Source organism: Pandoraea iniqua (assembly GCF_902459685.1).
Lineage (GTDB): Bacteria > Pseudomonadota > Gammaproteobacteria > Burkholderiales > Burkholderiaceae > Pandoraea > Pandoraea iniqua.
On sequence record NZ_CABPSF010000005.1, the window covers coordinates 181,920 to 206,597 of the forward strand.

At 62.8% G+C, this 24,678-nt stretch carries 20 protein-coding genes; 17 read left to right on the plus strand and 3 right to left on the minus strand.

Features of this window, described 5'->3' with window-relative positions; genetic code table 11:
- Positions 1-22: 22 nt before the first annotated feature.
- From PIN31009_RS18480 to def, 3 genes are all read left to right on the plus strand, one after another.
- Complete coding sequence (locus tag PIN31009_RS18480; protein ID WP_150686516.1) at positions 23-1,567, plus strand: cell division protein ZipA C-terminal FtsZ-binding domain-containing protein; 1,545 nt, start codon at positions 23-25, stop codon at positions 1,565-1,567.
- Between the two features lie 251 nt (positions 1,568-1,818).
- A complete protein-coding gene (ligA, locus tag PIN31009_RS18485) occupies positions 1,819-3,942 on the plus strand; it encodes an NAD-dependent DNA ligase LigA (protein WP_150791227.1) in 2,124 nt (707 codons plus the stop codon).
- A 16-nt stretch (positions 3,943-3,958) separates the two neighbouring features.
- A complete protein-coding gene (gene def / locus PIN31009_RS18490) occupies positions 3,959-4,492 on the plus strand; it encodes a peptide deformylase (protein ID WP_150686518.1) in 534 nt (177 codons plus the stop codon).
- A gap of 94 nt (positions 4,493-4,586) precedes the next feature.
- On the opposite strand, the gene PIN31009_RS18495 is transcribed toward def, so the two are convergent.
- The 3 genes from PIN31009_RS18495 to map all read right to left on the minus strand — a co-directional run bounded on the left by PIN31009_RS18495 (position 4,587) and on the right by map (position 9,954).
- Positions 4,587-6,473, minus strand: a complete 1,887-nt coding sequence (locus PIN31009_RS18495; protein ID WP_150791228.1) for a pseudouridine synthase — start codon at positions 6,471-6,473, stop codon at positions 4,587-4,589.
- Positions 6,470-9,034, minus strand: coding sequence for a [protein-PII] uridylyltransferase (locus tag PIN31009_RS18500; protein ID WP_087689107.1), 2,565 nt, complete (start codon positions 9,032-9,034; stop codon positions 6,470-6,472). Before PIN31009_RS18500 ends, PIN31009_RS18495 begins: the two co-directional genes overlap by 4 nt.
- A gap of 92 nt (positions 9,035-9,126) precedes the next feature.
- Positions 9,127-9,954 carry a type I methionyl aminopeptidase gene (map, locus tag PIN31009_RS18505; protein WP_058378982.1) on the minus strand — a complete coding sequence of 276 codons (828 nt, stop codon included), beginning with the start codon at positions 9,952-9,954 and terminating at the stop codon, positions 9,127-9,129.
- Between the two features lie 552 nt (positions 9,955-10,506).
- On the opposite strand from map, the gene rpsB reads away from it, so the two are divergent.
- From rpsB to lpxB, 14 genes are all read left to right on the plus strand, one after another.
- Positions 10,507-11,256 carry a 30S ribosomal protein S2 gene (gene rpsB, locus PIN31009_RS18510; protein WP_058378981.1) on the plus strand — a complete coding sequence of 250 codons (750 nt, stop codon included), beginning with the start codon at positions 10,507-10,509 and terminating at the stop codon, positions 11,254-11,256.
- Between the two features lie 152 nt (positions 11,257-11,408).
- Positions 11,409-12,290, plus strand: coding sequence for a translation elongation factor Ts (gene tsf, locus PIN31009_RS18515; RefSeq protein ID WP_150686521.1), 882 nt, complete (start codon positions 11,409-11,411; stop codon positions 12,288-12,290).
- Between the two features lie 96 nt (positions 12,291-12,386).
- On the plus strand, positions 12,387-13,100 hold the full coding sequence (pyrH, locus tag PIN31009_RS18520; protein ID WP_058378979.1) for a UMP kinase: 714 nt from the start codon (positions 12,387-12,389) through the stop codon (positions 13,098-13,100).
- Between the two features lie 89 nt (positions 13,101-13,189).
- Complete coding sequence (gene frr / locus PIN31009_RS18525) at positions 13,190-13,750, plus strand: ribosome recycling factor (RefSeq protein WP_058378978.1); 561 nt, start codon at positions 13,190-13,192, stop codon at positions 13,748-13,750.
- Between the two features lie 64 nt (positions 13,751-13,814).
- Entirely contained in the window at positions 13,815-14,597 is a 783-nt protein-coding gene (uppS, locus tag PIN31009_RS18530; RefSeq protein ID WP_150686522.1) for a polyprenyl diphosphate synthase, read from the plus strand.
- Entirely contained in the window at positions 14,597-15,406 is an 810-nt protein-coding gene (locus tag PIN31009_RS18535; RefSeq protein ID WP_150791229.1) for a phosphatidate cytidylyltransferase, read from the plus strand. Before uppS ends, PIN31009_RS18535 begins: the two co-directional genes overlap by 1 nt.
- A gap of 2 nt (positions 15,407-15,408) precedes the next feature.
- Positions 15,409-16,608 (plus strand): 1-deoxy-D-xylulose-5-phosphate reductoisomerase, encoded by a 1,200-nt coding sequence (gene ispC / locus PIN31009_RS18540; protein ID WP_150791230.1) that lies wholly within the window; start codon positions 15,409-15,411, stop codon positions 16,606-16,608.
- 47 nt (positions 16,609-16,655) lie between these two features.
- Positions 16,656-18,056, plus strand: a complete 1,401-nt coding sequence (gene rseP, locus PIN31009_RS18545) for an RIP metalloprotease RseP (protein WP_150686525.1) — start codon at positions 16,656-16,658, stop codon at positions 18,054-18,056.
- A gap of 91 nt (positions 18,057-18,147) precedes the next feature.
- Positions 18,148-20,451 carry an outer membrane protein assembly factor BamA gene (bamA, locus tag PIN31009_RS18550; RefSeq protein WP_170936025.1) on the plus strand — a complete coding sequence of 768 codons (2,304 nt, stop codon included), beginning with the start codon at positions 18,148-18,150 and terminating at the stop codon, positions 20,449-20,451.
- A 52-nt stretch (positions 20,452-20,503) separates the two neighbouring features.
- Positions 20,504-21,040, plus strand: a complete 537-nt coding sequence (locus PIN31009_RS18555) for an OmpH/Skp family outer membrane protein (RefSeq protein ID WP_425495498.1) — start codon at positions 20,504-20,506, stop codon at positions 21,038-21,040.
- A gap of 14 nt (positions 21,041-21,054) precedes the next feature.
- Entirely contained in the window at positions 21,055-22,113 is a 1,059-nt protein-coding gene (lpxD, locus tag PIN31009_RS18560; protein WP_150791231.1) for a UDP-3-O-(3-hydroxymyristoyl)glucosamine N-acyltransferase, read from the plus strand.
- On the plus strand, positions 22,110-22,586 hold the full coding sequence (gene fabZ, locus PIN31009_RS18565) for a 3-hydroxyacyl-ACP dehydratase FabZ (protein ID WP_058378970.1): 477 nt from the start codon (positions 22,110-22,112) through the stop codon (positions 22,584-22,586). Before lpxD ends, fabZ begins: the two co-directional genes overlap by 4 nt.
- Positions 22,587-22,603: 17 nt before the next feature.
- Entirely contained in the window at positions 22,604-23,419 is an 816-nt protein-coding gene (gene lpxA / locus PIN31009_RS18570; protein ID WP_150686527.1) for an acyl-ACP--UDP-N-acetylglucosamine O-acyltransferase, read from the plus strand.
- Between the two features lie 3 nt (positions 23,420-23,422).
- Positions 23,423-24,598, plus strand: coding sequence for a lipid-A-disaccharide synthase (gene lpxB / locus PIN31009_RS18575; protein WP_058378968.1), 1,176 nt, complete (start codon positions 23,423-23,425; stop codon positions 24,596-24,598).
- Positions 24,599-24,678: the final 80 nt, after the last annotated feature.

The following is a 24,678-nucleotide window of genomic DNA, read 5'->3' on the forward strand; positions in this document are numbered from 1 at the left end:
AGAAGAGAGAGGAACGCCGCGCATGAATGAACTGCAGCTGAGCTTGATTGCCGCAGGGGTAGTGGTACTACTGGGGGTTGTGGCTTATAACGCATGGCAGGGCAGCAAGGCCCGCCAGCGCATTCCACGTCGCATGCCGGTCGACGGCGCAGGGATCGATGCCACCGCCGGCATTCCCGATCCCGACGACGAGCGTCCGTTCATCGAACCGACGCTCTCGCCGCCGCGCGTGCCGCAGTCGGGCGAGCGTCGCGAACCCACGCTAGGCCCGGCAACGGCGGCCAGCACGTCGGTGCAGGACGCATTCGCCATCAATGAAGACGCTTGGGATGCCCCGCCTGCCGCGCGTAAGCGCGCCGCGCAGGAAGCGGCGGCCCAGCAGGCCAGCACGCCGGTAGAGCCGAGCTTTGGCGGGGCTGCTGCCCCGGCCGCAGCCGAGGGCTCGACGCAAGCCTCCGCCGAAACGGGCGAAACGGCCGCTGCTGACGCGGCACAAGCCGAAGACGCGCAACAGGCGGCTACGGCAAGCATGGTGGCGCGCGTGGATGCCGAACTGGCAGCCGACGACACCGTAGATGCCTCCTCGGCGGCTTCGGTTGCCGCTGCGGCTGGTGCACCGGACGCCGTGGCATCGACGGCTCATGCGACGCATGCCGCACCCGCGTCGCCCGCCGCCGACGTTCCGGCCTCTGCCGCAGCGCCGGCCGAAGTCGCGGTTGCGACGCGCCCAGCCGTGCCGAGCGGTCCGCCGCCGGTGATCGACGAGCGCATCGATTGCATCGTCGAACTGCCGCTGGCGAACGTGGTGGCTGCCGAGCGCCTGATGCCGCTGACGGTGCGCATGCGCCGTGCGGGCGGCAAGCCGGTCAATATCGAAGGCCGCGCGGACGAAGACTCGCCGTGGGAGCCGATTCGCACCGGTGGCCGTTATCACCAACTGCGCATGGCCGTGCAACTGGCCAACCGCGCGGGGGCGTTGAACGAAGTCGAGTTCTCCGAGTTCTCGAATCTCGTGCAGACGCTCGCCGACGCGGTCGATGCGCTGCCCGAACTGCCCGACATGATGGAGACGGTCGCGCGCGGCCGTGAACTGGACAGCTTTGCCGCTCAGTGCGACGCGCAACTGTCGGTGAACGTCCTCTCGGACGGTGCGCCGTGGTCGGCTAACTACGTTCAGGCAGTCGCCACGCAAGACGGCTTGCTGCTGTCCCGCGACGGCATGCGCTTCGTGAAGCTCGACACGCGCCAGAACCCGGTGTTCATGCTGCAATTCGGTGACACCAACTTCCTGCGCGACGACCTGACGTATAAGGGCGGCGATCTGATCACAATGCTGCTCGACGTGCCGGTGGCCGATGAAGACCTGCTGCCGTTCCGCCTGATGTGCGACTACGCGCGCTCCATCGGACAGCGTATCGGCGGGCGGGTGGTGGACGATCAGCGCCGGCCGCTCTCGGATGCCGCACTGCAAAACGTCGACAAACAGTTGCTCAAGCTTTACGAGCGGCTGGAAGCCCGTGGTTTGCCGGCGGGCTCACCGGTCACGCGCCGCTTGTTCAGCCAGTAAATGATTCAGAAGACACGGCGGGTCAGCCCGTCGTGACAGGCTGGCACGGGGTTTGCGGGCTTCCTGCGAACACCGTTCCGGCACTGTCTTTGATGCACGCCGTTCACCGTCGGGTGAGCGGCGTTTTTATTCCGCCGCGGGTTTCCTGTGTTGTCAGGCCTTCGGGCGCGGCAACCCGGGCGCGTCGAAGGCATAATGTTCTGACCTATTTTGCGAACCCCGCGAATTTCGCGAACCCAGAGTTCCCACGCATGACCCAAACACCCGTTCCGGACCAAGGCGCCAACGCCCCTGCGGCCGCCAGTGTTGCGAATGTCGCTGACGTTGCCGAGGCCGCCGAGCGCGCCGCTGCGCTGCGCATCGAACTGGCACGCCTGAACCGTGCCTATTACGAAGACGATGCACCGATCGTGCCCGACGCCGAATACGATCGCCTGTTCGGCGAGCTCGTCGGGCTGGAAACCGCGTTTCCCGAATTACAGCGTGCCGACTCGCCCACGCAACGCGTCGGCGGCAAGGCCGTAGAAGGCTTCGCGCCGGTGGTGCACCGTGTGCCGATGCTCTCGTTGAACAACGGTTTCAGCGATGAAGATATCGAAGCCTTCGATCGTCGGGTCTCCGATGGCTTGCGCGACCCCAATGCTGCACCTTCCGGTGACCTCTTCGGCGATGCCGCAGAACCCGTGGAATATGCCGCCGAACTGAAGTTCGATGGCCTCGCGATTGCCTTGCGCTACGAGCACGGCGTGCTCGTGCAGGCGGCCACGCGAGGGGACGGCACGACCGGTGAAGACGTCACGGCCAACATCCGCACGGTCAAGAAGATTCCGTTGAGTCTGGACACCGATCATCCGCCCGAAGTCTTGGAAGTCCGCGGTGAAGTGCTGATGTTCCGCGCCGACTTCGACAAGCTCAATCGCGCGCAGGAAGCGGCCGGCGAGAAGGTGTTCGTCAATCCGCGCAACGCGGCAGCTGGCAGCCTCCGACAGCTCGACTCGAAGATCACGGCGAAACGTCCGCTGTCGTTCTTCGCGTATGGCGTTGGCGAACTGGTGGGCGTGCCGATGCCCGAGACGCACTCGGCGCTGCTCGACTGGTACGACGGACTCGGCATCCCGGTGAACGAGCGGCGTGAGGTGGTGCGCGGCGCGGCAGGATTGCTCGCGTTCTACAAGGCGGTCGGCGAGACACGCGACTCGCTGCCGTACGACATCGATGGCGTGGTGTATAAGGTCAATCGCCGCGACGAACAAGACCGTCTGGGCTTCGTTTCGCGTGCGCCGCGCTTCGCGCTGGCGCACAAATTCCCGGCGCAGGAAGCCCTCACGACGCTGCTCGACATCGAAGTGCAAGTCGGGCGCACTGGCGCCATCACCCCGGTGGCGCGTCTGGCGCCGGTGTTCGTCGGCGGCGCCACCGTGACCAACGCCACGCTGCACAACGAAGACGAAATCCGCCGCAAGGACGTAATGATCGGCGACACGGTGATCGTGCGCCGCGCAGGCGATGTGATTCCCGAAGTCGTGGGTTCGGTGCTCGAGCGCCGTCCGGCCGACGCCCGCGCGTTTGTCATGCCGACCGAATGCCCGGTGTGCGGCTCGGCTATCGAAAAGCTGCCTGACGAAGTCATCGCACGTTGCACGGGTGGGCTGATTTGCGCCGCCCAGCGCAAGCAGGCGTTGCTGCATTTTGCGCAGCGCCGTGCACTCGACGTGGAAGGGTTGGGCGACAAGCTCGTCGAGCAACTGGTCGATCAGCAAATCATTCGCACGCCGGCCGATCTGTTCAAGCTCGGCGTGGCCAAGCTGGCAGCGCTCGACCGGATGGCCGACAAATCGGCTGCCAATCTGGTGGCGTCGCTTGAAAAGGCGCGTCACACGACGCTGGCCCGCTTTATCTTTGCGCTGGGCATTCGCCACGTGGGCGAAGCCACGGCCAAGGATCTGGCGCGGCATTTCGGCACGATGGACAACGTCATGGCGGCGAGCGCCGAGGAACTGCTGGCGGTGCCGGACGTCGGACCCATTGTGGCCCAGTCCATCGCCAATTTTTTTGCCGAGCCGCATAATGTCGAGGTGATCGAACAATTGCGCGCAGCGGGCGTGACCTGGCCGGAGTCCGAACCGGCGGCGGTGGCCCCGTTACCGTTGGCCGGCAAGACGTTCGTGCTCACGGGCACGTTGCCCACGCTCTCGCGCGACGAGGCGAAGGCGATGCTCGAAGAGAAGGGCGCGAAGGTGGCAGGCTCGGTATCGGCAAAGACCGACTATCTGGTTGCCGGCGCGGAAGCCGGCAGCAAGCTGGCGAAGGCGGAGGCACTGGGCGTACCCGTGCTCGATGAGGACGCTATGCGGACCATGTTGGCCGCGCTTTGATGTGAGGACCCAATCGATGATTCGCGACATTCTGAAAATGGGCGATCCGCGGCTGTTGCGCATCGCCAAGTCGGTCGAGCATTTCGACACGCCCGAGTTGCATGAACTGGTGGCCGACATGTTCGACACCATGCGGCATGCCGACGGGGCCGGGCTCGCCGCGCCGCAAATCGGCGTGGACTTGCAGGTGGTGATCTTCGGCTTCGAGCATAACGACCGTTATCCCGATGCCCCCGAAGTGCCCGAGACCGTGCTGATCAACCCGGTGATCACGCCACTCACGCAGGATATGGAAGAGGGCTGGGAAGGGTGCCTGTCGGTGCCGGGCCTGCGCGGCATGGTCAGCCGTTATTCGATGCTGCGCTACGAAGGCTTCGATCAGTATGGCAAGAGCATCGACCGCATCGCCGAAGGCTTTCATGCCCGTGTGGTGCAGCACGAGTGCGATCACCTGATCGGCAAGCTGTATCCGATGCGCATCACCGATTTCAGCAAGTTCGGTTTCACCGAAATCCTGTTCCCCGGTCTCGATCCGGCGCGCGACGACTGATATGCTGATGCACGTTTGATTCGTATCGCCAGATGCAAAAAAGCCCGCTTTCGCGGGCTTTTTTGCATCTTGAACAGCGTAGCGTGCAGCGAGATCAGAACTCTTCGCCGGGACGCAGGTAACGCCATTCACCCACGGGCAGATTGCCGAGCGTGACACGGCCCATGCGCACGCGCTTGAGGCCCGTCACATGCAGCCCGACGAGTTCGCACATGCGGCGAATCTGACGCTTCTTGCCTTCCTTCAGCACGAAACGCAGTTGCTCCGGGTTCTGCCATTCGACTTGGGCCGGCTTGAGCGGCTGGTCGTCGAGTTCGAGCCCGTGGCGCAGCAACGCCAGACGGCTTTCGGGGAACAGTGCCTGTACGTTCTGCTCTTGGCCGTCGTACGACACGCGCACGAGGTATTCCTTCTCGACGTCCGAGTCTTCGCCGATCAGTTGCTTGGCGATGCGGCCGTCTTGCGTGAGCACCAGCACGCCGGTCGAGTCGATGTCGAGGCGCCCGGCGGGGGCCAGACTGCGCAGATGCGTCGGCGAGAAGCGCACACCGGCATCGTCTTCCGCCCAGTGGTTTTCACGCGTGACCAGCACGATCGCCGGCTCGTAGCCGTCTTCCGCCTGACCCGACACGTAGCCCACCGGCTTGTGGATGATGATCGTCATGCGATTGGCCTGCTCCTTGCGGGCAGCCTGCACGACGGTAATGTCCTGCGTGGGCAGAATCCGCGTGCCGAGCTCGGTCACGACCTTGCCGTCGACACGGACCCAGCCTTTGGCGATCCATTCATCGGCTTCGCGGCGCGAGCACAGGCCGAGTTCCGACATGCGCTTGGACAGACGCAGCGAACCCGCCGCGTCGTTGTGCACCTTGATATCGTCGTCGTCATCGCGTTCGACACGCGTCGGACGCGTGGTGCGGGCCGGACGTGCGCCGCGCTCGTCGTTGCCAAACCGGCCACGCGGCGGTGCGCCCTCCGGGCTGCGACGCGGTGCGCGGTCATCGGCGACACGGTTGTACGGACGGGCCTGATCGCCACGTGCGCCACCTTCGGGTGCGCGGCGCGGACGGTCTTCATCGAAGCGACGCGGTGCGCGGTCATCGGCACCACGGTTGAATGGACGGGCTTGCTCGCCACGTGCACCACCTTCCGGTGCACGACGCGGACGGTTGTCGTCAAAGCGACGCGGTGCGCGATCATCGGCACCACGGTTGAACGGGCGCGCCTGATCGCCACGTGCACCACCTTCCGGGGCACGACGCGGACGGTTGTCGTCGAAGCGACGCGGTGCGCGGTCATCGGCACCACGGTTGAACGGACGGGCCTGATCGCCACGTGCACCACCTTCGGGAGCGCGACGCGGACGGTCTTCGTCAAAGCGGCGCGGTGCGCGATCATCAGCGCCCCGGTTGAACGGGCGAGCCTGATCGCCACGTGCACCACCTTCAGGGGCGCGGCGCGGACGGTTGTCGTCAAAGCGACGCGGTGCGCGGTCGTCGGCACCACGGTGGAACGGACGGCCTTGTTCGCCACGAGCGCCACCTTCAGGCGCGCGGCGCGGACGGTCTTCGTCGAAACGACGCGGCGGGCGGTCGTCATCGGCACGTGCCGGACGGGCCCCCGCGACGCGCTCGCGCTGGCCGCGTGCCGGCGGACGCTCGCCGTAAGGCCGCTTCTCGAACGGCTTGCCGCTGCCCGCAGGCTTGCGCGGTGCTGCACCAGCGCCTGCCCCTGCCGGGCCAGCCGGGCCAGCCGGACGTCGTGTGCCCCCCGTGGCTTGCGTGAAATCGTCGCCAGCCGGACGGGGGCGGGAAGGCCGCGGTCCGGTGGGCTTCTTCTTCACGCCGCTGCCGTCGAGCATCGACGCCGGGACAGATTTCGTCGGCCGGCGCAGGGCGCCTGACGAGCGCACCGGCGCGCGGGTCTTGTCGAGGGTTCGGGGGTGTTTGGCGCCCAGTTTGGCGCGCGGGGTATCGCTCATGGTTCCAGTGCTTCTAGTAATTCGGTCTCGACGGCGATTTGCAGACGACTGTCCTGCAAACGGCTGCCATCGAGCAGGAACGTGTCTTCGACACGCTCGCCGAGGGTATTGATGCGGGCGGTGCGCACGCTCACGCCATGACGCGCAAGCACGCGGGCAACCGCGTAAAGCAGACCGGTGCGGTCGTTGGCCGACACCGACAGCAGGTAATACTGACCGCGATCGTCCGGTCGCAGATCGACGCGCGGGGTGACCGGGAAGCTGCGCGAACGGCGCGGCAACCGGCCTTTGCTCGGCTCGGCGAGCGGCTCGACACGGGTGAGCAATGCCACCAGTTCGCTCTCCACCAGACTGATGATGTCGCGATAGCTCGTGTCGAGTCCCGGGTCGGTCAGCAAAAAGCTGTCGAGCGCGAAACCGTGACTCGTGGTGTGCACCTTGGCGTCGAGAATCGACAAGCCCTTGCGCTCGAAATAGCCGCAAATGCGCGCGAACAGATCGACCTGATCGCGCACGAAGACCATCACCTGCAAGCCTTCGCCAATCGGCGACGGCCGTGCCTTCACGATCGGCGTGTTGCTATCGACATGGCGCCACAGGTGCCGCGTCTGCCAAGCCACGTCCGCCGGGTCGTTGCGCAGGAAATAAGCCACGTCCAGCGTATTCCAGAGCGCCTCCTGGGCGCGCTCGGGCACCGTATAAAGCCGCAGCAGGCCGAGCGCTTCCTCCTTGCGGGTCTTCAACTGCGCATGCGGGTCGGGGTTCGCGCCGCCCAGCACCTGCAACGTCAGACGGTACAAGTCTTCGAGCAGTTTTCCCTTCCACGCGTTCCAGACTTTCGGGCTGGTGCCGCGAATATCGGCCACGGTGAGCAGATACAGTGCCGTCAGGCGCCGTTCGTTGCCCACCTTCTCCGCAAAGCGGCGAATGACCTCCGGGTCGGTCGTGTCCTGCTTCTGCGCCACCGTGCTCATTGTCAGATGCTCACCCACGAGCCAGACGATCAACTCGGTGTCTTCCTTATCGATGCCGTGACGCGTGCAAAAACGTCGCGCATCGACCATGCCCAGCGTGGAGTGATCGCCGCCACGGCCCTTCGCAATATCGTGAAAGAGCGCGGCAATCGTCAGCGCCCACGGCCGGTCGAAGTTGGCGATCAACTGGCTACAGAACGGATATTCGTGGGCATGTTCCGCCACCGCAAAGCGGCGGATATTGCGCACGACCATCAGGATGTGCTGGTCGACGGTGTACACGTGATACAGGTCGTGCTGCATCTGACCGACCACGCGGCGGAAGTTGATCAGATAGCGGCCTAGCACGCTCGTCTGATTCATCAGGCGCAACGCATGCGTGATGCCTTGCGGTTGCTGGAGAATCGCCAGAAACGTGTGGCGGTTTTCCGGATCGGCACGCCACTGCGCATTCATCAGATCGCGCGCATTGTAAAGCGCCCGCAGCGTACGCGCTGATAAACCTTTCACCCCGATGACCTGCTCGTAGAGCAGAAACGTCTCGAGAATCGCGTTCGGATGGCGCTGATACAGCTCATCGTCGACGATTTCGATCATTCCTTGCTTCTCGACGAAACGCTCGTTGATCACGCGGGTGATGCCGCTGCTCTGCGGGAAGAGGCGCGCCTCGACATTGAGCAGCAGCACGGTATTCAACTGCGAAACCGCCTTGGCTGCCCAGTAATAACGGCGCATCAGCTGTTCGCTCGCCCGCTTGGTGCTGGTGGCCTCGAAGCCGAGACTTTGCGCCAGCGGCGTCTGCATGTCGAAGACGAGTACGTCCTGACGGCGGCGGGCGATCAGGTGCAACCGTGCGCGCAGCCCCTTGAGAAACTGCTCGTTGCGGCGCAACTCCTTGAGTTCGCGATCGGTCAGCAGGTCGCGGGCGAACAGCTCCGACCAGCTATTGCCGAGGCCAGCCGCCTTGGTCATCCACAAAATCACTTGCAGGTCGCGCAAGCCGCCCGGGCTTTCCTTGCAGTTCGGCTCGAGACTGTACGGCGTGTCCTGATACTTCGCGTGACGCTGGCGAATCTCCAACTGCTTGCTGCGGAAAAACGCTCGCGGGTCGAGATCGGCCGAAAAACGCTGTTCGAACTCGTCGAAAAGTGCCTGATTGCCAGTGAGCAGGCGCGCTTCGAGCAGGCTAGTCTGCACGGTCACGTCGGCATGCGCTTCCGTGATGCATTCGTCCACCGTGCGCACCGACGAGCCGATTTCCAGCCCGATATCCCACAGAAAGCTGATGAACGGCTCGACGTGGGAGGTCAGCGCCTCGCCCTCGGTGTGGCGATGCAGCACCAGAATGTCGACGTCGGAATACGGGTACAGCTCGCCGCGCCCGTAGCCGCCCACGGCGACGAGCGCCAGATCGTCGGGCATGGCGCAACTGGCCCATGCTTCGCGCATGGCCTGATCGACCGCTTGGCAAAGGCCGTGCAACAGCACGTCGATCTTGCCGTGGGTGGCAAAGCGTTCGACGAGTTCGGCCTTACGTTCCTTGACGGCCTGACGTAGCGGAGAAGGGGCGTGCGCGCGCGCGTGCATGGCGGCTTCCTGGGCGTGGTGAAACTGGGTCAGGCTGGGCGGCCGCCTGGGGGAGGGCGGCCGGACATTAAGACTTCAACAAGACATCAAGCTCAAGCGGCTGCGGCGTACGACGCCAGATACGCCGAACCCGGCGGCGGGGGCGGCGTCAGGGCCGAATGCGTGAGCACTTCGTGGCCGGTTTCCGTGACCAGCAGCGTATGTTCCCATTGCGCGGACAGGCTGCGATCGCGCGTCTTGACCGTCCACTGATCGGGCATCGTGCGAATTTCGCGCTTGCCGGCGTTGATCATCGGCTCGATCGTGAAGATCATGCCGGCCTGCAATTCCAGCCCGGTGCCCGGACGGCCATAGTGCAGGATCTGCGGGTCTTCATGAAACACCTGACCGATACCGTGGCCGCAGTATTCGCGAACCACGCTGTAGCCCTGCGCTTCCGCATGCGTCTGAATGGCATGGCCGATATCGCCGAGGCGGGCACCCGGGCGCACCTGATTGATGCCGAGCCACATGCACTCGTAGGTCACCTGCGCCAGCCGCTTGGCGAGAATGGTGCCGTCGCCGACGATGAACATGCGGCTCGTATCGCCAAAATAGCCGTCTTTGATGACGGTGATGTCGATGTTGAGCGCGTCGCCGTTCTTGAGCGCCTTGTCACCTGGAATGCCGTGACAGATCACGTCGTTGACCGAGATGCAGGTGGCTTTGGGGTAGGGCGGGTAGCCCGGCGGCTGATAATTCAGCGGCGCGGGGACGGTGCCTTGCTCCTTGAGCATGTACTCATGGCACAGGCGGTCCAGTTCACCGGTAGTCACGCCGGCACGGACGTGCGGCGTAATGAAGTCGAGCACTTCGCTTGCCAGACGGCAGGCGACGCGCATCATTTCGACATCGTGGGCATTCTTGATGGTGATGGCCATTGGGGAATCGAACGAATCGCTTTAACAATGGCGCATTATCGCACCAACCTATGGTTTTCGCCCCCGCTTTTACCGGGGCTCGCCCCGTGCGGCGTGGATTTCCGGCCGATTTTCCGTGATCGATCCGGTGCTTCGGGGGCGCGGCGCCAAGCACTTTCCGAATTCGCTGGAGAGCCGCGCAAACCGGGGATTTACGGGATGTCACGGTAAGTTCACGCGTCGCTTGAGTGCCAGCGGGGTGCGATGCTATAATCTCGGGCTAAGTCGAGGACGAGTTGTCAATAAGCCCAAGGGTTTTCCCTTGGGATTCAATGGGTTCTGTCGGGTTTTTGGGGTGGTTTCTGCCCCGCAGTGGTGCAAATCGGTTGATTCGCATCGCATCCGACGGAATGCCGGGTGACTCAATTCGTTATCGGCTTGGAAAACTTTGAAATCGCGGGCCGGCGCACCCAGGGTGCCCGAACTTCGCAGGCGGGTCATGCAAAGCTGTATGGCAGTCTGACGAAACGGGTACGGCAGCCGGTCTAAGACCCAACCCTCACGGAGAATCACATGTCTGTCACTATGCGTCAGATGCTGGAAGCGGGCGTCCACTTTGGTCACCAAACCCGTTTCTGGAACCCCAAGATGGCCCCTTACATCTTCGGCCATCGCAACAAGATCCACATCATCAACCTCGAAAAGACGTTGCCGATGTACCAGGACGCGCTGAAGTACGTGCGCCAACTGGCTGCAAACCGCGGCACGATCCTCTTCGTGGGCACCAAGCGTCAAGCGCGTGAAATCGTGGCAGAAGCCGCAGGCCGCGCTGGCCAGCCGTTCGTCAACAACCGTTGGCTGGGTGGCATGCTGACGAACTTCAAGACCCTGAAGTCGTCGATCAAGAAGCTGAAGGACATGGAGCAGGCTCTGGAAGCCGGCGAACAAGAGCGCATGAGCAAGAAGGAAGCGCTGCTGTTCGATCGCGAAATGGCCAAGCTGCAAAAGTCGATCGGCGGCGTGAAGGAAATGGGCGGTATGCCCGACGCCATCTTCGTGGTCGACGTCGGTTACCACAAGATTGCCATCACCGAAGCCAACAAGCTGGGCATTCCGGTGATCGCCGTGGTTGACACGAACCACTCGCCGGAAGGTGTGGACTACGTCATCCCGGGTAACGACGATTCGAGCAAGGCTGTCGAACTGTACGTGCAAGGCGTTGCTGACGCGATCCTCGAAGGCCGTGCAAACGCCGTCAAGGAAGTGGTCGAAGCCGTGCGCGGCGAAGGCGACGACTTCGTCGAAGTGAACGAAGAGGCGTAAGCGGCCACCGCTGCGTAACAAAAGGGGCTGCTTGTGGCGCCCCTTTTTTTTAGTCCGATTTCCCCGCGTCGGGTGCGCGGGGCGCCTGGGCAGGGCAGTGCGGCCGCCTGGGTGCCATCCGCCCGACTGATTCGATAGACAGGAGTAACGATATGCCGGCAATTACTGCAGCGATGGTGGGCGAACTGCGCGCCAAGACCGATGCGCCGATGATGGAATGCAAGAAGGCACTGACCGAAGCCGATGGCGACATGGTCCGTGCCGAAGAAATCCTGCGTGTCAAGCTGGGCAGCAAGGCCAGCAAGGCCGCCAGCCGTATCACGGCTGAAGGCGTGATCGCAGCCTACATCGACGGCGGCAAGGGTGCCGTGGTCGAAATCAACTGCGAAACCGACTTCGTTTCGAAGAACGACGACTTCCTGAAGTTTGCCAACGACGTGGCCAAGCTCGTCGCTGACAACAACCCGGCTGACGTGGCCGCTCTGTCGGCACTGCCGCTCGACGGCAAGACCGTTGAGCAGATCCGTGCCGACCTGATCGGTAAGATCGGCGAAAACATGACGATCCGTCGCTTCCAGCGTTATGAAACGGCTGGCAAGCTGGCTTCGTACCTGCACGGCACGCGTATCGGCGTGGTCGTCGAGTTCGACGGCGCCGACGCTGAAGTGGGCAAGAACGTGGCAATGCACATCGCCGCCATGAAGCCGGTGTCGGTGTCGGCAGACCAAGTGTCGGCCGACCTGATCGAGAAGGAGCGCAGCGTCGCTTCGCAGAAGGCTGCCGAATCGGGCAAGCCGGCTGAAATCGTCGCGAAGATGGTGGAAGGCAGCGTGCAGAAGTTCCTGAAGGAAGTTTCGCTGCTGAACCAGGCTTACGTGAAGGACGACAAGTCGAGCGTCGAGCAAATGCTCAAGGCCAACAACACGACGGTGAAGGGCTTCACCATGTTCGTGGTCGGCGAAGGCATCGAGAAGAAGCAAGACGACTTCGCAGCAGAAGTGGCCGCACAAGTGGCCGCCGCCAAGCAGTCGTAATTCGCGCAGTACCGTAGTATCCGGGGGCGGCGGTGCCGTCCCCGTTGTTTCATCCAGAATACCCACAGTGCCAGACCAGACTTCTTAGGGACCGCCATGTCTACTCCTTATAAACGCGTACTTCTCAAGCTCTCTGGTGAAGCCCTCATGGGTGACGATGCATTCGGCATCAACCGTTCGACGATCGAACGGATGGTGGCCGATATTGCCGAAGTCGTTCGCCTGGGCGTGCAACTGGCTGTCGTGATCGGCGGCGGTAACATCTTCCGTGGTGTGGCAGGCGGTGCCGCCGGTATGGACCGTGCAACGGCCGACTACATGGGCATGCTGGCCACCATGATGAACGCCCTGGCGTTGCAGGACGCCATGCGTCACGCCGGTATCGAAGCGCGTGTGCAATCCGCGCTGCGTATGGATCAGGTGGTGGAGCCGTACATCCGCCCCCGCGCGATCCGTCAGTTGGAAGAAGGTAAAGTTGTGATCTTCGCCGCCGGCACGGGCAACCCGTTCTTCACGACCGACACGGCCGCAGCGCTGCGCGGTTCGGAAGTCGGTGCCGAAGTCGTGCTCAAGGCCACGAAGGTCGACGGCGTGTACTCGGCCGATCCGAAGAAGGACCCGGACGCCGTCAAGTATTCGACCATTAGCTTCGATGAAGCCATCTCGAAGAACTTGCAGGTCATGGATGCCACCGCTTTCGCGTTGTGCCGCGATCAGAAGATGCCGGTGCGCGTTTTCTCGATCGTGAAGCCGGGCGCGCTCAAGCACGTCATCCTCGGCGAAGACGAGGGAACGCTCGTCCACGTTTGAGTTCAAATTGCGGCGTCGGCGCGCATTGGCGTGCCGACGCCGTATCATTTACGTTTGTTTGCGTATCAATTCTAGGTTTGGAGGTTGTCATGACCGTTGCTGACATCACGAAGAATGCCGAGCAAAAGATGCAGAGCTCGATCGAATCGTTCAAGGGCAACCTTGCGAAGATTCGTACCGGACGCGCGCATACCGGTCTGCTTGACCACGTGCAGGTCGACTACTACGGCTCGATGGTGCCCATCTCGCAAGTCGCTAACGTGACGCTCGTCGACGGCCGCACGATCGGTGTGCAGCCGTGGGAAAAGAAGATGGTCGGTGTGGTCGAAAAGGCCATTCGCGACGCCGATCTCGGTCTGAACCCGGCCACCCAAGGCGATCTGATTCGCGTGCCGATGCCCATGCTGACCGAAGAGCGTCGCCGTGAGCTGACCAAGCTGGTCAAGTCGGAAGGCGAAAACGCCAAGGTTGCCGTGCGTAACCTGCGCCGTGACGCCAACGAGCAGCTCAAGAAACTCGTGAAAGAGAAGGAAGCCTCGGAAGACGACGAGCGCCGTGGCAGCGATGTCGTTCAGAAGCTGACGGACAAGTCCGTCGTCGAGATCGACGAGTTGGTTCAGCAGAAGGACGCCGAGATCATGAAGGTGTGAGTGCGCAAGCACTCAACGTCTGATTTCTCGCCGACCTACGCCCTGACTCCCGCGCCGTATCTCAATGGGTTTTCTCAGCTCCACGCTTACTGTTCCTGAAACAGCAAGTATTCCGCGCCACGTTGCCATCGTCATGGATGGCAACGGGCGTTGGGCTACCAGTCGTAAATTGCCGCGCGTAGCAGGGCACAAGCGCGGCGTCGATGCCGTGCGCGAGGCCGTGACGGCCTGCGCCGAACTCGGTGTCGAGTACCTGACGTTGTTCGCGTTCAGTTCCGAGAACTGGCGCCGTCCGCAGGACGAGGTCTCGACGCTGATGCAGTTGTTCATCCTCGCGCTCGAGCGCGAAGTGGGCAAGTTGCATAGCAACGGCATTCGCCTGCGCGTCATCGGTGCCCTCGAAGCCTTCGAACCGCGCATTCAGGAACTGGTGCGCCGTGCCGAAGAGCGCACGAAAGACAACAAAGGCCTCACGCTCACCATTGCCGCCAACTACGGTGGCCGGTGGGACATCCTGCAAGCCGCGCAGAAGCTCGCTGCCGAGCGCGTGGCGAAGGGTGGGGCCGCCGGACTCGAGACGTCGTTCTCCGAAGACGATCTCGCGCCGTATCTGAGCATGGCTTACGCACCGGAACCGGATCTGTTCATCCGCACCGGTGGCGATCAGCGCGTCAGTAATTTTCTGCTTTGGCAACTGGCGTACACTGAACTGTATTTCACCGAAGAATTCTGGCCGGACTTCAACGCCGATACGCTTAAACGCGCGGTTGCCGAGTTTCAGCAACGTGAGCGCCGCTTTGGCCGTACCAGCGCGCAAGTCCAGAACCCCTCGGGACATTCCGCCTGATGCTCAAGACACGCGTTATTACCGCTGTCGTACTCCTCGCCATTCTCTTGCCTGTGATCTTCGTCGGTACGCCGGCGCAGTTTGCATTGCTCGCCGCTGTGATCGTTGCCGCGGCGGGTTGGGAATGGGGCCGCCTGGTCGGCCTGAACGGCACCGGCGCGGTGTTTTATGGCGCGCTTGCCTTGCTCGGCGTGGGCATGACGTGGGTGGGCGGCTGGACGCTCACACATATCTGGCTCAAGCCCGCCGCCATTTTCTGGGTGCTTGCCGGTCCCTTCACGCTGTTGCGCAAACCGGCGACGAAAGGCGCATGGCGCGGCCTGCTGCTCGTTGCCGGCCCCGTGCTGCTGATTGCCGCGTGGCAGGCCTTGTGTCTGGCGCGTGAGCAAGGCGTGGCATTCCTGCTGTCGGTGCTCGTCATCGTCTGGCTTGCCGATACCGGTGCTTATTTCGCCGGGCGCGCATTCGGGCGGCGCAAGCTGGCACCGTCGATCAGTCCGGGGAAGTCGTGGGAAGGGGCCATCGGCGGCTGGCTGTTGGTGCTGGTCACGGCGGGTGTCGTGCTCGCAAGCGGCCTTCAGGCGCCGACCATTGTTTCGCATCTCGCCAACACGCTCGGCCTTGGGCTTGGCGTGATCGCGCTCACGGTGCTGGTGGCCTTCTCGGTTGTCGGCGACCTGTTCGAATCTCAACTCAAACGGCAAGCCGGCGTGAAGGATTCCAGCGCGCTGCTGCCCGGCCACGGGGGCGTGCTCGATCGCATCGACGCGTTGCTTCCGGTGCTGCCACTGGCTCTGCTCTTCGTCTGATCATGTCGCAACGTCTCGTCATTCTTGGCTCCACCGGCTCCATCGGCGTCAGCACGCTCGATGTCGTGGGCCGTCATCCCGATCGTTTTTCCGTCTACGCGCTGACGGCGCACCGTAACCTCGACCGCTTGTTCGAGCAGTGCGTCGCGCACCGCCCACAGGTTGCCGTGGTGGCGGATGCCGACGGCGCCCGCCAGATTGCGGCACGTCTGGCGGAAGCCGGACTGAAGATCGAAGTGACCTACGGTCCGCAGGCGCTGATCGATGTGGCCGAAGCGGCCGAAGCCACCATGGTCGTCGCGGCCATCGTGGGCGCTGCCGGTCTGCAATCGACGCTGGCTGCCGCGCGCGCCGGCAAGCGCATTCTGCTGGCGAACAAAGAATCGCTGGTGCTCTCCGGGGCGCTTTTCATGGCAACGGCCGAACGCGCCGGTGCCACGTTGCTGCCGCTCGACAGCGAACACAACGCTATTTTCCAGTGCCTGCCTCAAGTGGCCGGCGAGAACCGCATTTCCACGCGCGGCGTGGAGAAGCTGGTGCTGACCGCTTCCGGCGGCCCGTTCCGCGAACGCGAACTGGCTTCGCTTGAGAACGTGACGCCCGATGAAGCCTGCGCTCATCCGAACTGGGTGATGGGGCGGAAGATTTCGGTCGACTCGGCGAGCATGATGAACAAGGGCCTTGAAGTGATCGAGGCGCATTGGTTGTTCAATATGCCGCCCGAGCGTATCGAAGTGCTGATTCATCCGCAAAGCGTGATCCACTCGATGGTCACTTATACGGATGGCTCGACGCTCGCGCAGCTCGGCAACCCCGACATGCGCACGCCGATTGCTCACGCGCTGGCGTTCCCGGACCGCGTGACGTCGGGCGTTGCGGGCCTGAATCTCGCCGACATCGGCAAGCTGACGTTCGAAGCGCCGGACCTGCGCCGCTTCCCGTGCCTGCGCCTCGCGTTCGAAACGCTGCATCGCGGCGGCACGGCCGGCGCGTTGCTCAACGCGGCAAACGAAATTGCGGTCGCTGCCTTCCTCGAAGGCCGCATTCGCTTCACGGCGATCTCGCAGGTTGTCGAGCACGTTCTCGACAGCGAGGCGGTGGGTGAAGCGTTGTCGCTCGACGTCGTGCTCGAAGCCGACCGCCGTGCCCGTGAACTGGCAACGGCCTATGTGGCCAAACTGCCGGCACCGGCGTCGTCATGACGCTGTTTTCCCTGTTGTCGTAATACCACCGCGGCCCGATCTCGCTCATGACCCTGCTCACCACGTTGCTCGCCTTCGCCGTCGCCATTGGTGTGCTGGTGGTATTCCATGAGTTGGGCCACTACACGGTCGCGCGGCTGTGCGGTGTGAAGGTGCTCCGCTTCTCGGTGGGCTTTGGTGCGCCGCTCGTCAAGTGGACGATGGGCCGGGATCGCACCGAATGGACGCTTTGCGCGCTGCCGCTCGGCGGCTATGTGCGCATGCTCGACGAGCGTGACGAGACGCAGGTCGTGGCGCCCGAAGATCGGGCACGCGCATTCAATCATCAATCGGTCTACAAACGCTTCGCCATCGTCGCGGCGGGACCGATCGCCAATTTCCTGCTTGCCATTGCGCTGTACACCGGCCTGAATCTCGCGGGCGTGACCGAGCCGGTCGCGCGCGTGGCTGCGCCGGCGGCGGGCACGCTGGCCGCGCGCGCCGGTCTGGCGGGCGGCGAACTTATTACCGGTGTTCGCGAGAACGGCAATAGCCCGGACGAAGCCGTGGGCGACGAAAGCCCGGTGCGCTCGTGGGAGGATCTGCGCTGGCGTCTGGTCGACCCGATGATCGACGGCCAGCGTGTCACGCTCGTGGCGCGCACACGCGATGGCCGGGCGGAATACACGCTTGACGCCGCCGGTCAGCATTTCGATGCCGACAGCGAGCAGGACTTTATGCAGCGGCTGGGGCTGGTGCCGTCGGCGCGCGTCAAAGTGGGGCAATTGCTGCCCGACGGCGCGGCGGGCAAGGCCGGCCTGCGCGTGGGCGACGAGATCACGGCGATCGATGGCAGTCCGGTCGCCTCGGCCAAAGCGCTCGTCGACGCCGTGCGTGCGCATCCCGGCAAACCGCTGACGCTGACGATTCGGCGTGAAGGGGCGGCGGGCGCGACACAGAATGTGACGCTTACGCCGACCGCCGAAGTCGACGCCGAGCAGGCGGGCGGGGCGCGTGTGGGCAAGATCGGTGCGGCGCTGGCGAGTCAGGTCGACACCGTGACGGTGCGTTACGGACTGTTCGAAGCGGTGGGGCGCGGCGCGCAACGCACGTGGGATGTCACGGCGTTCAGTGTGCGGATGTTCGGCAAGATGATCACGGGGCAGGCCTCGCTCAAGAATTTGAGCGGTCCAGTCACGATTGCGGATTATGCGGGGCGATCGGCGCGACTCGGCCTCGATTATTTCGTAGCCTTTCTGGCCCTTGTCAGCATTAGCCTGGGCGTATTGAATCTGCTACCGATTCCGGTTTTGGACGGTGGCTATCTGTTATATTATGCGGTCGAAGCGATAACCGGTCGGGCAGTCTCCGAGCGGTGGCAGGGCGCGCTGCAACGAGTGGGCATCGTTTGCATCCTTGCGCTCTCTGCCGTAGCACTTTTCAATGACCTGTCGAAATTGTTGCACTAGGGTGATTCTTCCGCCCTGACAGCGTCACGTGCCTGCCGGTCGCAGGCAAATCCGAGTTTTTCACGATTCAATTGTTTCTTGGGGAAGCAAGTTGTCGAATAAATACCACCTTGTTCCGAAGACCCTGGTGATTGCGGTTCTGGCGGCACACAGTTTCCTGGCACGCGCCGTCGAGCCGTTTGTGGTCAAGGATATCCGAGTGGAGGGCTTGCAGCGTATTGAACCCGGCACCGTGTTCTCTTACTTGCCGGTCAAGCCGGGCGACAAGTTCAACGATGATAAGGGCACCGAAGCAATTCGTGCCCTTTATGCCACGGGCCTGTTCTCGGACGTGAGCGTTGAAGCGCAAGGCAGCGTGCTGGTGGTGCACGTCAATGAGCGCCCCGCCATTGCAACCATCGACTTCCTCGGCATCAAGGAATTCGACAAGGACGGTCTGAAGAAGGCACTGCGCTCGGTCGGTCTGACCGAAGGCCGCACCTTCGACCGCAACTTGCTCGACAAGTCGGAACAGGAACTCAAGCGTCAATACCTTACGCGCGGTTACTACGCAGCCGAGGTGAAGACGACGATTACGCCGCTCGAACGCAATCGCGTGGGCATCCAGTTTGCCGTGACCGAAGGCCCCAAGGCGACGATCCAGCAGATCAATTTTGTCGGCAACAAGGCGTTCTCGACGTCGGACTTGCAAGCCGAAATGGAACTGGGCACGCCGAACTGGCTGTCGTGGTACTCGAAGAACGACCTGTACTCGAAAGACAAGCTCACGGGCGATCTGGAGAAGCTGCGTTCGTTCTACCTGAACCGCGGCTATCTGGAATTCAACATCGACTCCACCGACGTCTCGATCACGCCGGACAAGGACGAGATGTACCTGACGATCAACCTGCACGAAGGCGAGCCGTACAAGGTCTCGGACGTCAAGCTCACCGGCGAAATGCTCGGCAAGCAGGACGACGTGCAGAAGCTCGTGCAGCTCAAGGCCGGCGATACGTTCTCGGCTGCCAAGCTGCAAGCGAGCACGAAAGCGATCTCGGACCTGCTCGGCAACTACGGCTTCGCGTTCGCCAACGTGAACGCCCAGCCGACCATCGATCGTAACAACCACACCGTGGCGCTGACGCTGACGATCGATCCGGGCCGCCGCGTGTACGTGCGCAAGATCAACATCGTGGGCAACTCGCGCACGCGTGACGAAGTGATTCGCCGCGAACTGCGCCAGTTGGAAAGCTCGTGGTACGACGCCGACCGCCTGAAGCTCTCGCAAGACCGTATCAACCGTCTGGGCTACTTCACCGACGTGAACGTGACGACCGAGCCGGTCGCCGGTTCGAACGATCAGGTCGACCTTCAGGTGAAGGTGGAAGAAAAGCCGACCGGTACGATCAACGTCGGTGCCGGCTTCTCGTCGACCGACAAGGTGGTGCTGCAAGCCGGTATCAGTCAGGACAACGTGTTCGGTTCGGGTACGTCGCTGTCGGTGAACGTGAATACCGGTAAGACCTACCGTACGTTGGCCGTGACGCAGGTCGATCCGTACTTCACCGTCGACGGCGTGAGCCGTATTACCGACGTGTACTACCGTACGTATCAGCCGCTGCTGCTCACGAGCGACTCCGATTTCCGTATCAACACGCTGGGCGGCAACCTGAAGTTCGGTGTGCCGTTCTCGGAAGTCGATACCGTGTTCTTCGGTATCGGTTTCGAACAGACGCGTCTGCACCTGACCAGCGACGGCACGACGCCGCAACGCTACATCGACTACGCGAACCAGTTCGGTTACGTCAGCAACAACTACCCGCTGACGGTGGGTTGGTCGCGCGACTCGCGTGACAGCGCGCTGATCCCGAATCGCGGTCACTATCAGCAGGCCAACATTGAAGTCGGTACGCCGATCGGGACGACCAAGTACTTCCGTGCGTACTACCAGCACCAGTACTACTACCCGGTGAGCCGCGGCTTCACGCTGGCACTGAACGGTGAAGTGGGCTACGGCCACGGGATGGGCGGTCAGCCGTTCCCGATTTTCAAGAACTACTTCGCCGGCGGTATCGGCTCGGTGCGTGGTTTTGAACCGAGCTCGCTGGGCCCGAAGGACACCAACGGCGAACCGTTGGGCGGTGCATCGAAGCTGATCGGTAACATCGAACTGACGTTCCCGCTGCCGGGCACGGGTTATGACCGTACGCTGCGTATCTTCACGTTTATGGACGGCGGTAACGTGTTCGATAACGGTCAGGCGATTACGTTGAATAACCTGCGCTATTCTTACGGTTTCGGCTTGTCGTGGATTTCGCCGATTGGCCCGCTCAAGCTCTCGATGGGCTTCCCGCTCGTCAAGAAGACGGGCGACCAGTATCAGAAATTCCAGTTCCAGGTCGGTACGTCGTTCTAACGACGGCACATCGACCGGTTCCGAATGTTTCATCGTTGTAAGGGGTAATACATTGAACGGTATCCGTAAGCATTGCCTGCGCGGCGTGGCCGCGGCGTTGCTGGCCGGTGCGGCATTTGCCGCTTCGGCCCAGGATGCGCGCATCGCCGCTGTCAATTCGGATCGCATTTTGCGCGATTCGGCACCGGCTAAGGCCGCACAAGCCAAGCTCGAAGCCGAGTTCTCCAAGCGGGATCAGGACCTTCAGGCCATGGCAGCACGCCTCAAGGCGATGTCGGACAAGCTCGACAAGGACAACGCTACGTTGTCCGACGCCGAGCGCGCCAAGCGTCAACGCGATCTGGCTGCGGCCGACACCGAATTCCAGCGCAAGCAGCGCGAATTCCGTGAAGACCTGAACCAGCGTCGTAATGAAGAACTCGCCGCCGTGCTCGATCGCGCCAATCGCGTGATCAAGTCGATTGCCGAGTCGGAAAAGTACGATCTGATCGTGCAGGAAGCGGTCTACGTGAGCCCGCGCATCGATATCACTGACAAGGTGCTCAAGACGCTGAACGCGAGTTCGGGTAGCGGCACTGGCGGCAAGTGACGGGCGCGCGCTCCATGTCGGTCTCACTCGCTCAGTTGGTGGCCCGCTTCGGTGGCACGCTCGTCGGTAACGGCGAGGTCTCCGTCGAAGGGCTGGCGCCGCTCGATCGTGCCGGTGCGCGTGAACTCGCGTTTCTGTCCAATCCGAAATATCTCGCCGAAGTGCCCGATTCGGGCGCGGCGGCCGTAATTCTCTCCCAAGCCGATTTCGACAAACTGCCGTCTCACGATGGCCGTGCGTGGATCATCGCGCCCAATCCGTACGCGTACTTTGCGCGCGTTGCGCAGATGTTCGCCGACGCCGCCATGCCGGCGCCTGCCGCGGGCATCCACCCGAGTGCGGTGGTCGACGTAACGGCAGTCGTGCCGGCGTCGTGCGTGATCGGCCCGAATGTGGTGATCGAAGCCGGTGTTCGCCTCGGCGAGCGCGTGCAACTGGTGGCGAACGTGTTCGTCGGCCGTGGCACGACGCTGGGCGACGACGCGTATGTGTATCCGAATGCGACGCTGTACCACACGAGTGTGATCGGCGCGCGCTGCGTGATTCACGCGGGTGCAGTGATCGGCTCCGACGGTTTTGGTTTCGCACCTGACTTCTCCGCCGCGGGCGGTGAGTGGGTGAAGATTCCGCAAGTCGGCCGGGCAGTGATCGAAGACGACGTCGAAATCGGCGCGTCGACCTCGATCGACCGCGGCGCGATGGCCGATACGGTGATCGAGCGCGGTTGCAAGATCGACAATCAGGTGCAGATCGCGCACAACGTGCGGGTCGGTGCCTACACTGTCATCGCCGCCTGCACGGGCATTGCCGGCAGCAGTACCATCGGGAAGTTCTGTATGTTGGGCGGGGCCGTCGGCGTAGCGGGCCATGTGACCATCGGCGATCGTGTCATCGTCACGGCCAAATCGGGCGTGTCGAAGTCGATTCCGGGGCCGGGCACCTACACCAGCGCGTTTCCGGCAATTCCGAACGCCGAATGGAATAAAAACGCGGCGATCATGCGCAATCTGGACAAGATGCGCGACCGCGTGCGTCAACTTGAAGCGAAGGTCAAGGACCTGCAAGACAAATGAGCGAGACCAATACCAATATCGTCGACGTCAGCAAGCTCGACATCCATAAGATCATGAAGTTGTTGCCCCATCGCTATCCGATGCTGATGGTGGACCGCGTGATCGCTCTCGAGCCGCACAAGAACATCAAGGTCATCAAGAACGTCACGATCAACGAGCCGTACTTCACGGGGCACTATCCGCAGCGTCCGGTGATGCCGGGCGTGTTGATCGTCGAAGCGCTGGCTCAGGCCGCTGCGTTGCTCACGTTCTCGGAAGAGGCTGTGCATGACGAGAACACGCTCTACTATTTCGTGGGTATCGAGAACGTTCGCTTCCGGCGTCCGGTCGAACCGGGTGACCAGCTCGTGCTCGACGTCGACTTCGTGAAGCACAAGCGCTCCATCTACTGGTTCAAGGGGCAGGCACTCGTCGATGGCAATGTTGCCGCCGAGGCCGAGTTTACGTGCATGGTCAAGAAGAACGGCGAATAACCGGAACCGAGACGTCCATGACGAATATTCATCCCACCGCAGTTGTCGATCCCAAGGCGCAGCTGGCTGACGACGTCGTCGTCGGTCCGTACGCCATCGTCGGGCCGAACGTGACGATCGGTGCGGGCTCGCAGATCCTGTCGCACACGGTCATCGACGGTCACACGACGCTGGGCGAGAGCAACAAGATCGGCCCGTTCGCGTCGATTGGCGGCACGCCGCAGGATATGAAATACGCTGGCGAGCCCACCCGGCTCGTCATCGGCGATCGCAACACGATTCGCGAGTTCACGACCATCCACACCGGTACGGTGCAGGACGGCGGCCTGACCAGCGTCGGTAACGACAACTGGATCATGGCGTACGTGCACATCGCGCACGATTGCCACGTGGCCAATCACACGGTGTTCTCGAGCAATGCGCAGTTGGCAGGGCACGTTCATGTTGGCGATTGGGCCATCATCGGCGGCATGACCGGCGTGCATCAGTTCGTGCGTATCGGTGCGCATTCGATGGTCGGTGGCGCGTCGGTCCTCGTGCAGGATGTGCCGCCGTTCGTGATCGCCTCGGGCGACCGCGCGGTGCCTTACGGCATCAACGTCGAAGGGTTGCGTCGCCGCGGTTTTTCCGCCGATGCGATCAAGGCGTTGCGCGATGCGTACAAGCTGCTCTACAAGAGCGGCCTGACGCTCGACGAAGCCAAGGCGCAGATCGAAGCATTCGATCAAGCCAACTCGGCTGCCGCACCCGCCACCGAAGCTGCCGATGTTCACAGCTCGGTGCTCGCACTGCTCGACTTCCTCAATACCAGCACGCGCGGTATCGTGCGCTGACCTATGCCGCCGACCCTTCCCGGTACCGGCCAGCGAACCCTGGCGATGGTGGCCGGGGAGTTGTCTGGCGATCTCATTGCCGGCAACGTGCTTGCCGGTCTCAAGCAGAGTCTTCCCGCCGACATCGCGTATGCAGGTGTCGGTGGCCCGCATATGGCCGAAGAGGGCTTCAACGCCTACTGGCCGATCGACAAGCTGTCGGTCATGGGCTATGTGGAAGTCATCAAGCATCTGCGCGAAATTCTCTCGATCCGCAAGCAACTGCGCGAGCATTGGCTGGCTGACAAGCCGATGGCGTTCGTCGGATTCGATGCGCCCGATTTCAACTTCGATCTCGAAATCAAGCTACGTGAGGCCGGCGTGCCGACGATTCACTTCGTGAGCCCGTCGATCTGGGCATGGCGCGGTGGACGCATCAAGAAGATCAAGCGCGCCGTCGATCACATGCTCTGCCTGTTTCCGTTCGAGCCGGAGATCTACCATCGCGCGGGCATCGATGCGACGTTTGTCGGGCACCCCATGGCCGACAAGATTCCGATGGTGCCCGATGTGGCAGGCGCTCGCGCCAAGCTGGGTCTGACGGGCGATGCGCCGGTCGTGGCGATTCTGCCGGGCAGCCGCACCTCCGAAGTGCAGCGCCTGACACCGGTCTTTTTCGCGGCGATGCGCCTGCTTGCCCAACGCGATCCGTCGATCCGGTTTGTCCTGCCCGCCGCGACGCCGCGTCTGCGCACGTTGATGCAACCGATTTTCGACGCGCATAGCGACCTGAATCTGACGGTGACCGACGGGAAAGCGCCGTTGGCGCTCGAAGCGTCGGACAGCGTCTTGCTGGCGAGCGGTACGGCCACGCTGGAAGCGGCGCTGTACAAGAAGCCGATGGTGATTTCGTACAAGGTGCCTTGGCTGACCGCGCAGATCATGAAGCGGCAAGGCTACCTGCCGTATGTCGGTTTGCCCAACATCCTGTCCGGCGAGTTTGTCGTGCCGGAGTTGTTGCAGCATTTCGCGACGCCGGAAGCGCTGGCCGATGCCGTGTGGAAGCAACTGACCGACCCCGCGCTGCGCGAGTCGTTGCAGGCGCGCTTCACCAAAATCCACGAGCAATTGCGCCAGAATACGGCCGCACGTGCGGCGGAAGTGATTGAGCGCGTGCTGCGCGAGAAAGGGCGGCTATGAGCGACGAGGTCGTCAAAGCGCGCAGGACGAGCCGTAGCACGCCGCGTGGCCAGCATGCGGCCGACGTAGCATCAGCGGCT

Excerpts from the sequence above, each read along its gene's own strand:
- PIN31009_RS18480 (WP_150686516.1), top strand. The coding sequence starts at position 23 with ATGAATGAACTGCAGCTGAGCTTGATTGCCGCAGGGGTAGTGGTACTA.
- ligA (WP_150791227.1), top strand. The coding sequence starts at position 1,819 with ATGACCCAAACACCCGTTCCGGACCAAGGCGCCAACGCCCCTGCGGCC.
- def (WP_150686518.1), top strand. The coding sequence starts at position 3,959 with ATGATTCGCGACATTCTGAAAATGGGCGATCCGCGGCTGTTGCGCATC.
- PIN31009_RS18495 (WP_150791228.1), bottom strand. The coding sequence starts at position 6,473 with ATGAGCGATACCCCGCGCGCCAAACTGGGCGCCAAACACCCCCGAACC.
- PIN31009_RS18500 (WP_087689107.1), bottom strand. The coding sequence starts at position 9,034 with ATGCACGCGCGCGCGCACGCCCCTTCTCCGCTACGTCAGGCCGTCAAG.
- map (WP_058378982.1), bottom strand. The coding sequence starts at position 9,954 with ATGGCCATCACCATCAAGAATGCCCACGATGTCGAAATGATGCGCGTC.
- rpsB (WP_058378981.1), top strand. The coding sequence starts at position 10,507 with ATGTCTGTCACTATGCGTCAGATGCTGGAAGCGGGCGTCCACTTTGGT.
- tsf (WP_150686521.1), top strand. The coding sequence starts at position 11,409 with ATGCCGGCAATTACTGCAGCGATGGTGGGCGAACTGCGCGCCAAGACC.
- pyrH (WP_058378979.1), top strand. The coding sequence starts at position 12,387 with ATGTCTACTCCTTATAAACGCGTACTTCTCAAGCTCTCTGGTGAAGCC.
- frr (WP_058378978.1), top strand. The coding sequence starts at position 13,190 with ATGACCGTTGCTGACATCACGAAGAATGCCGAGCAAAAGATGCAGAGC.
- uppS (WP_150686522.1), top strand. The coding sequence starts at position 13,815 with ATGGGTTTTCTCAGCTCCACGCTTACTGTTCCTGAAACAGCAAGTATT.
- PIN31009_RS18535 (WP_150791229.1), top strand. The coding sequence starts at position 14,597 with ATGCTCAAGACACGCGTTATTACCGCTGTCGTACTCCTCGCCATTCTC.
- ispC (WP_150791230.1), top strand. The coding sequence starts at position 15,409 with ATGTCGCAACGTCTCGTCATTCTTGGCTCCACCGGCTCCATCGGCGTC.
- rseP (WP_150686525.1), top strand. The coding sequence starts at position 16,656 with ATGACCCTGCTCACCACGTTGCTCGCCTTCGCCGTCGCCATTGGTGTG.
- lpxD (WP_150791231.1), top strand. The coding sequence starts at position 21,055 with ATGTCGGTCTCACTCGCTCAGTTGGTGGCCCGCTTCGGTGGCACGCTC.
- fabZ (WP_058378970.1), top strand. The coding sequence starts at position 22,110 with ATGAGCGAGACCAATACCAATATCGTCGACGTCAGCAAGCTCGACATC.
- lpxA (WP_150686527.1), top strand. The coding sequence starts at position 22,604 with ATGACGAATATTCATCCCACCGCAGTTGTCGATCCCAAGGCGCAGCTG.
- lpxB (WP_058378968.1), top strand. The coding sequence starts at position 23,423 with ATGCCGCCGACCCTTCCCGGTACCGGCCAGCGAACCCTGGCGATGGTG.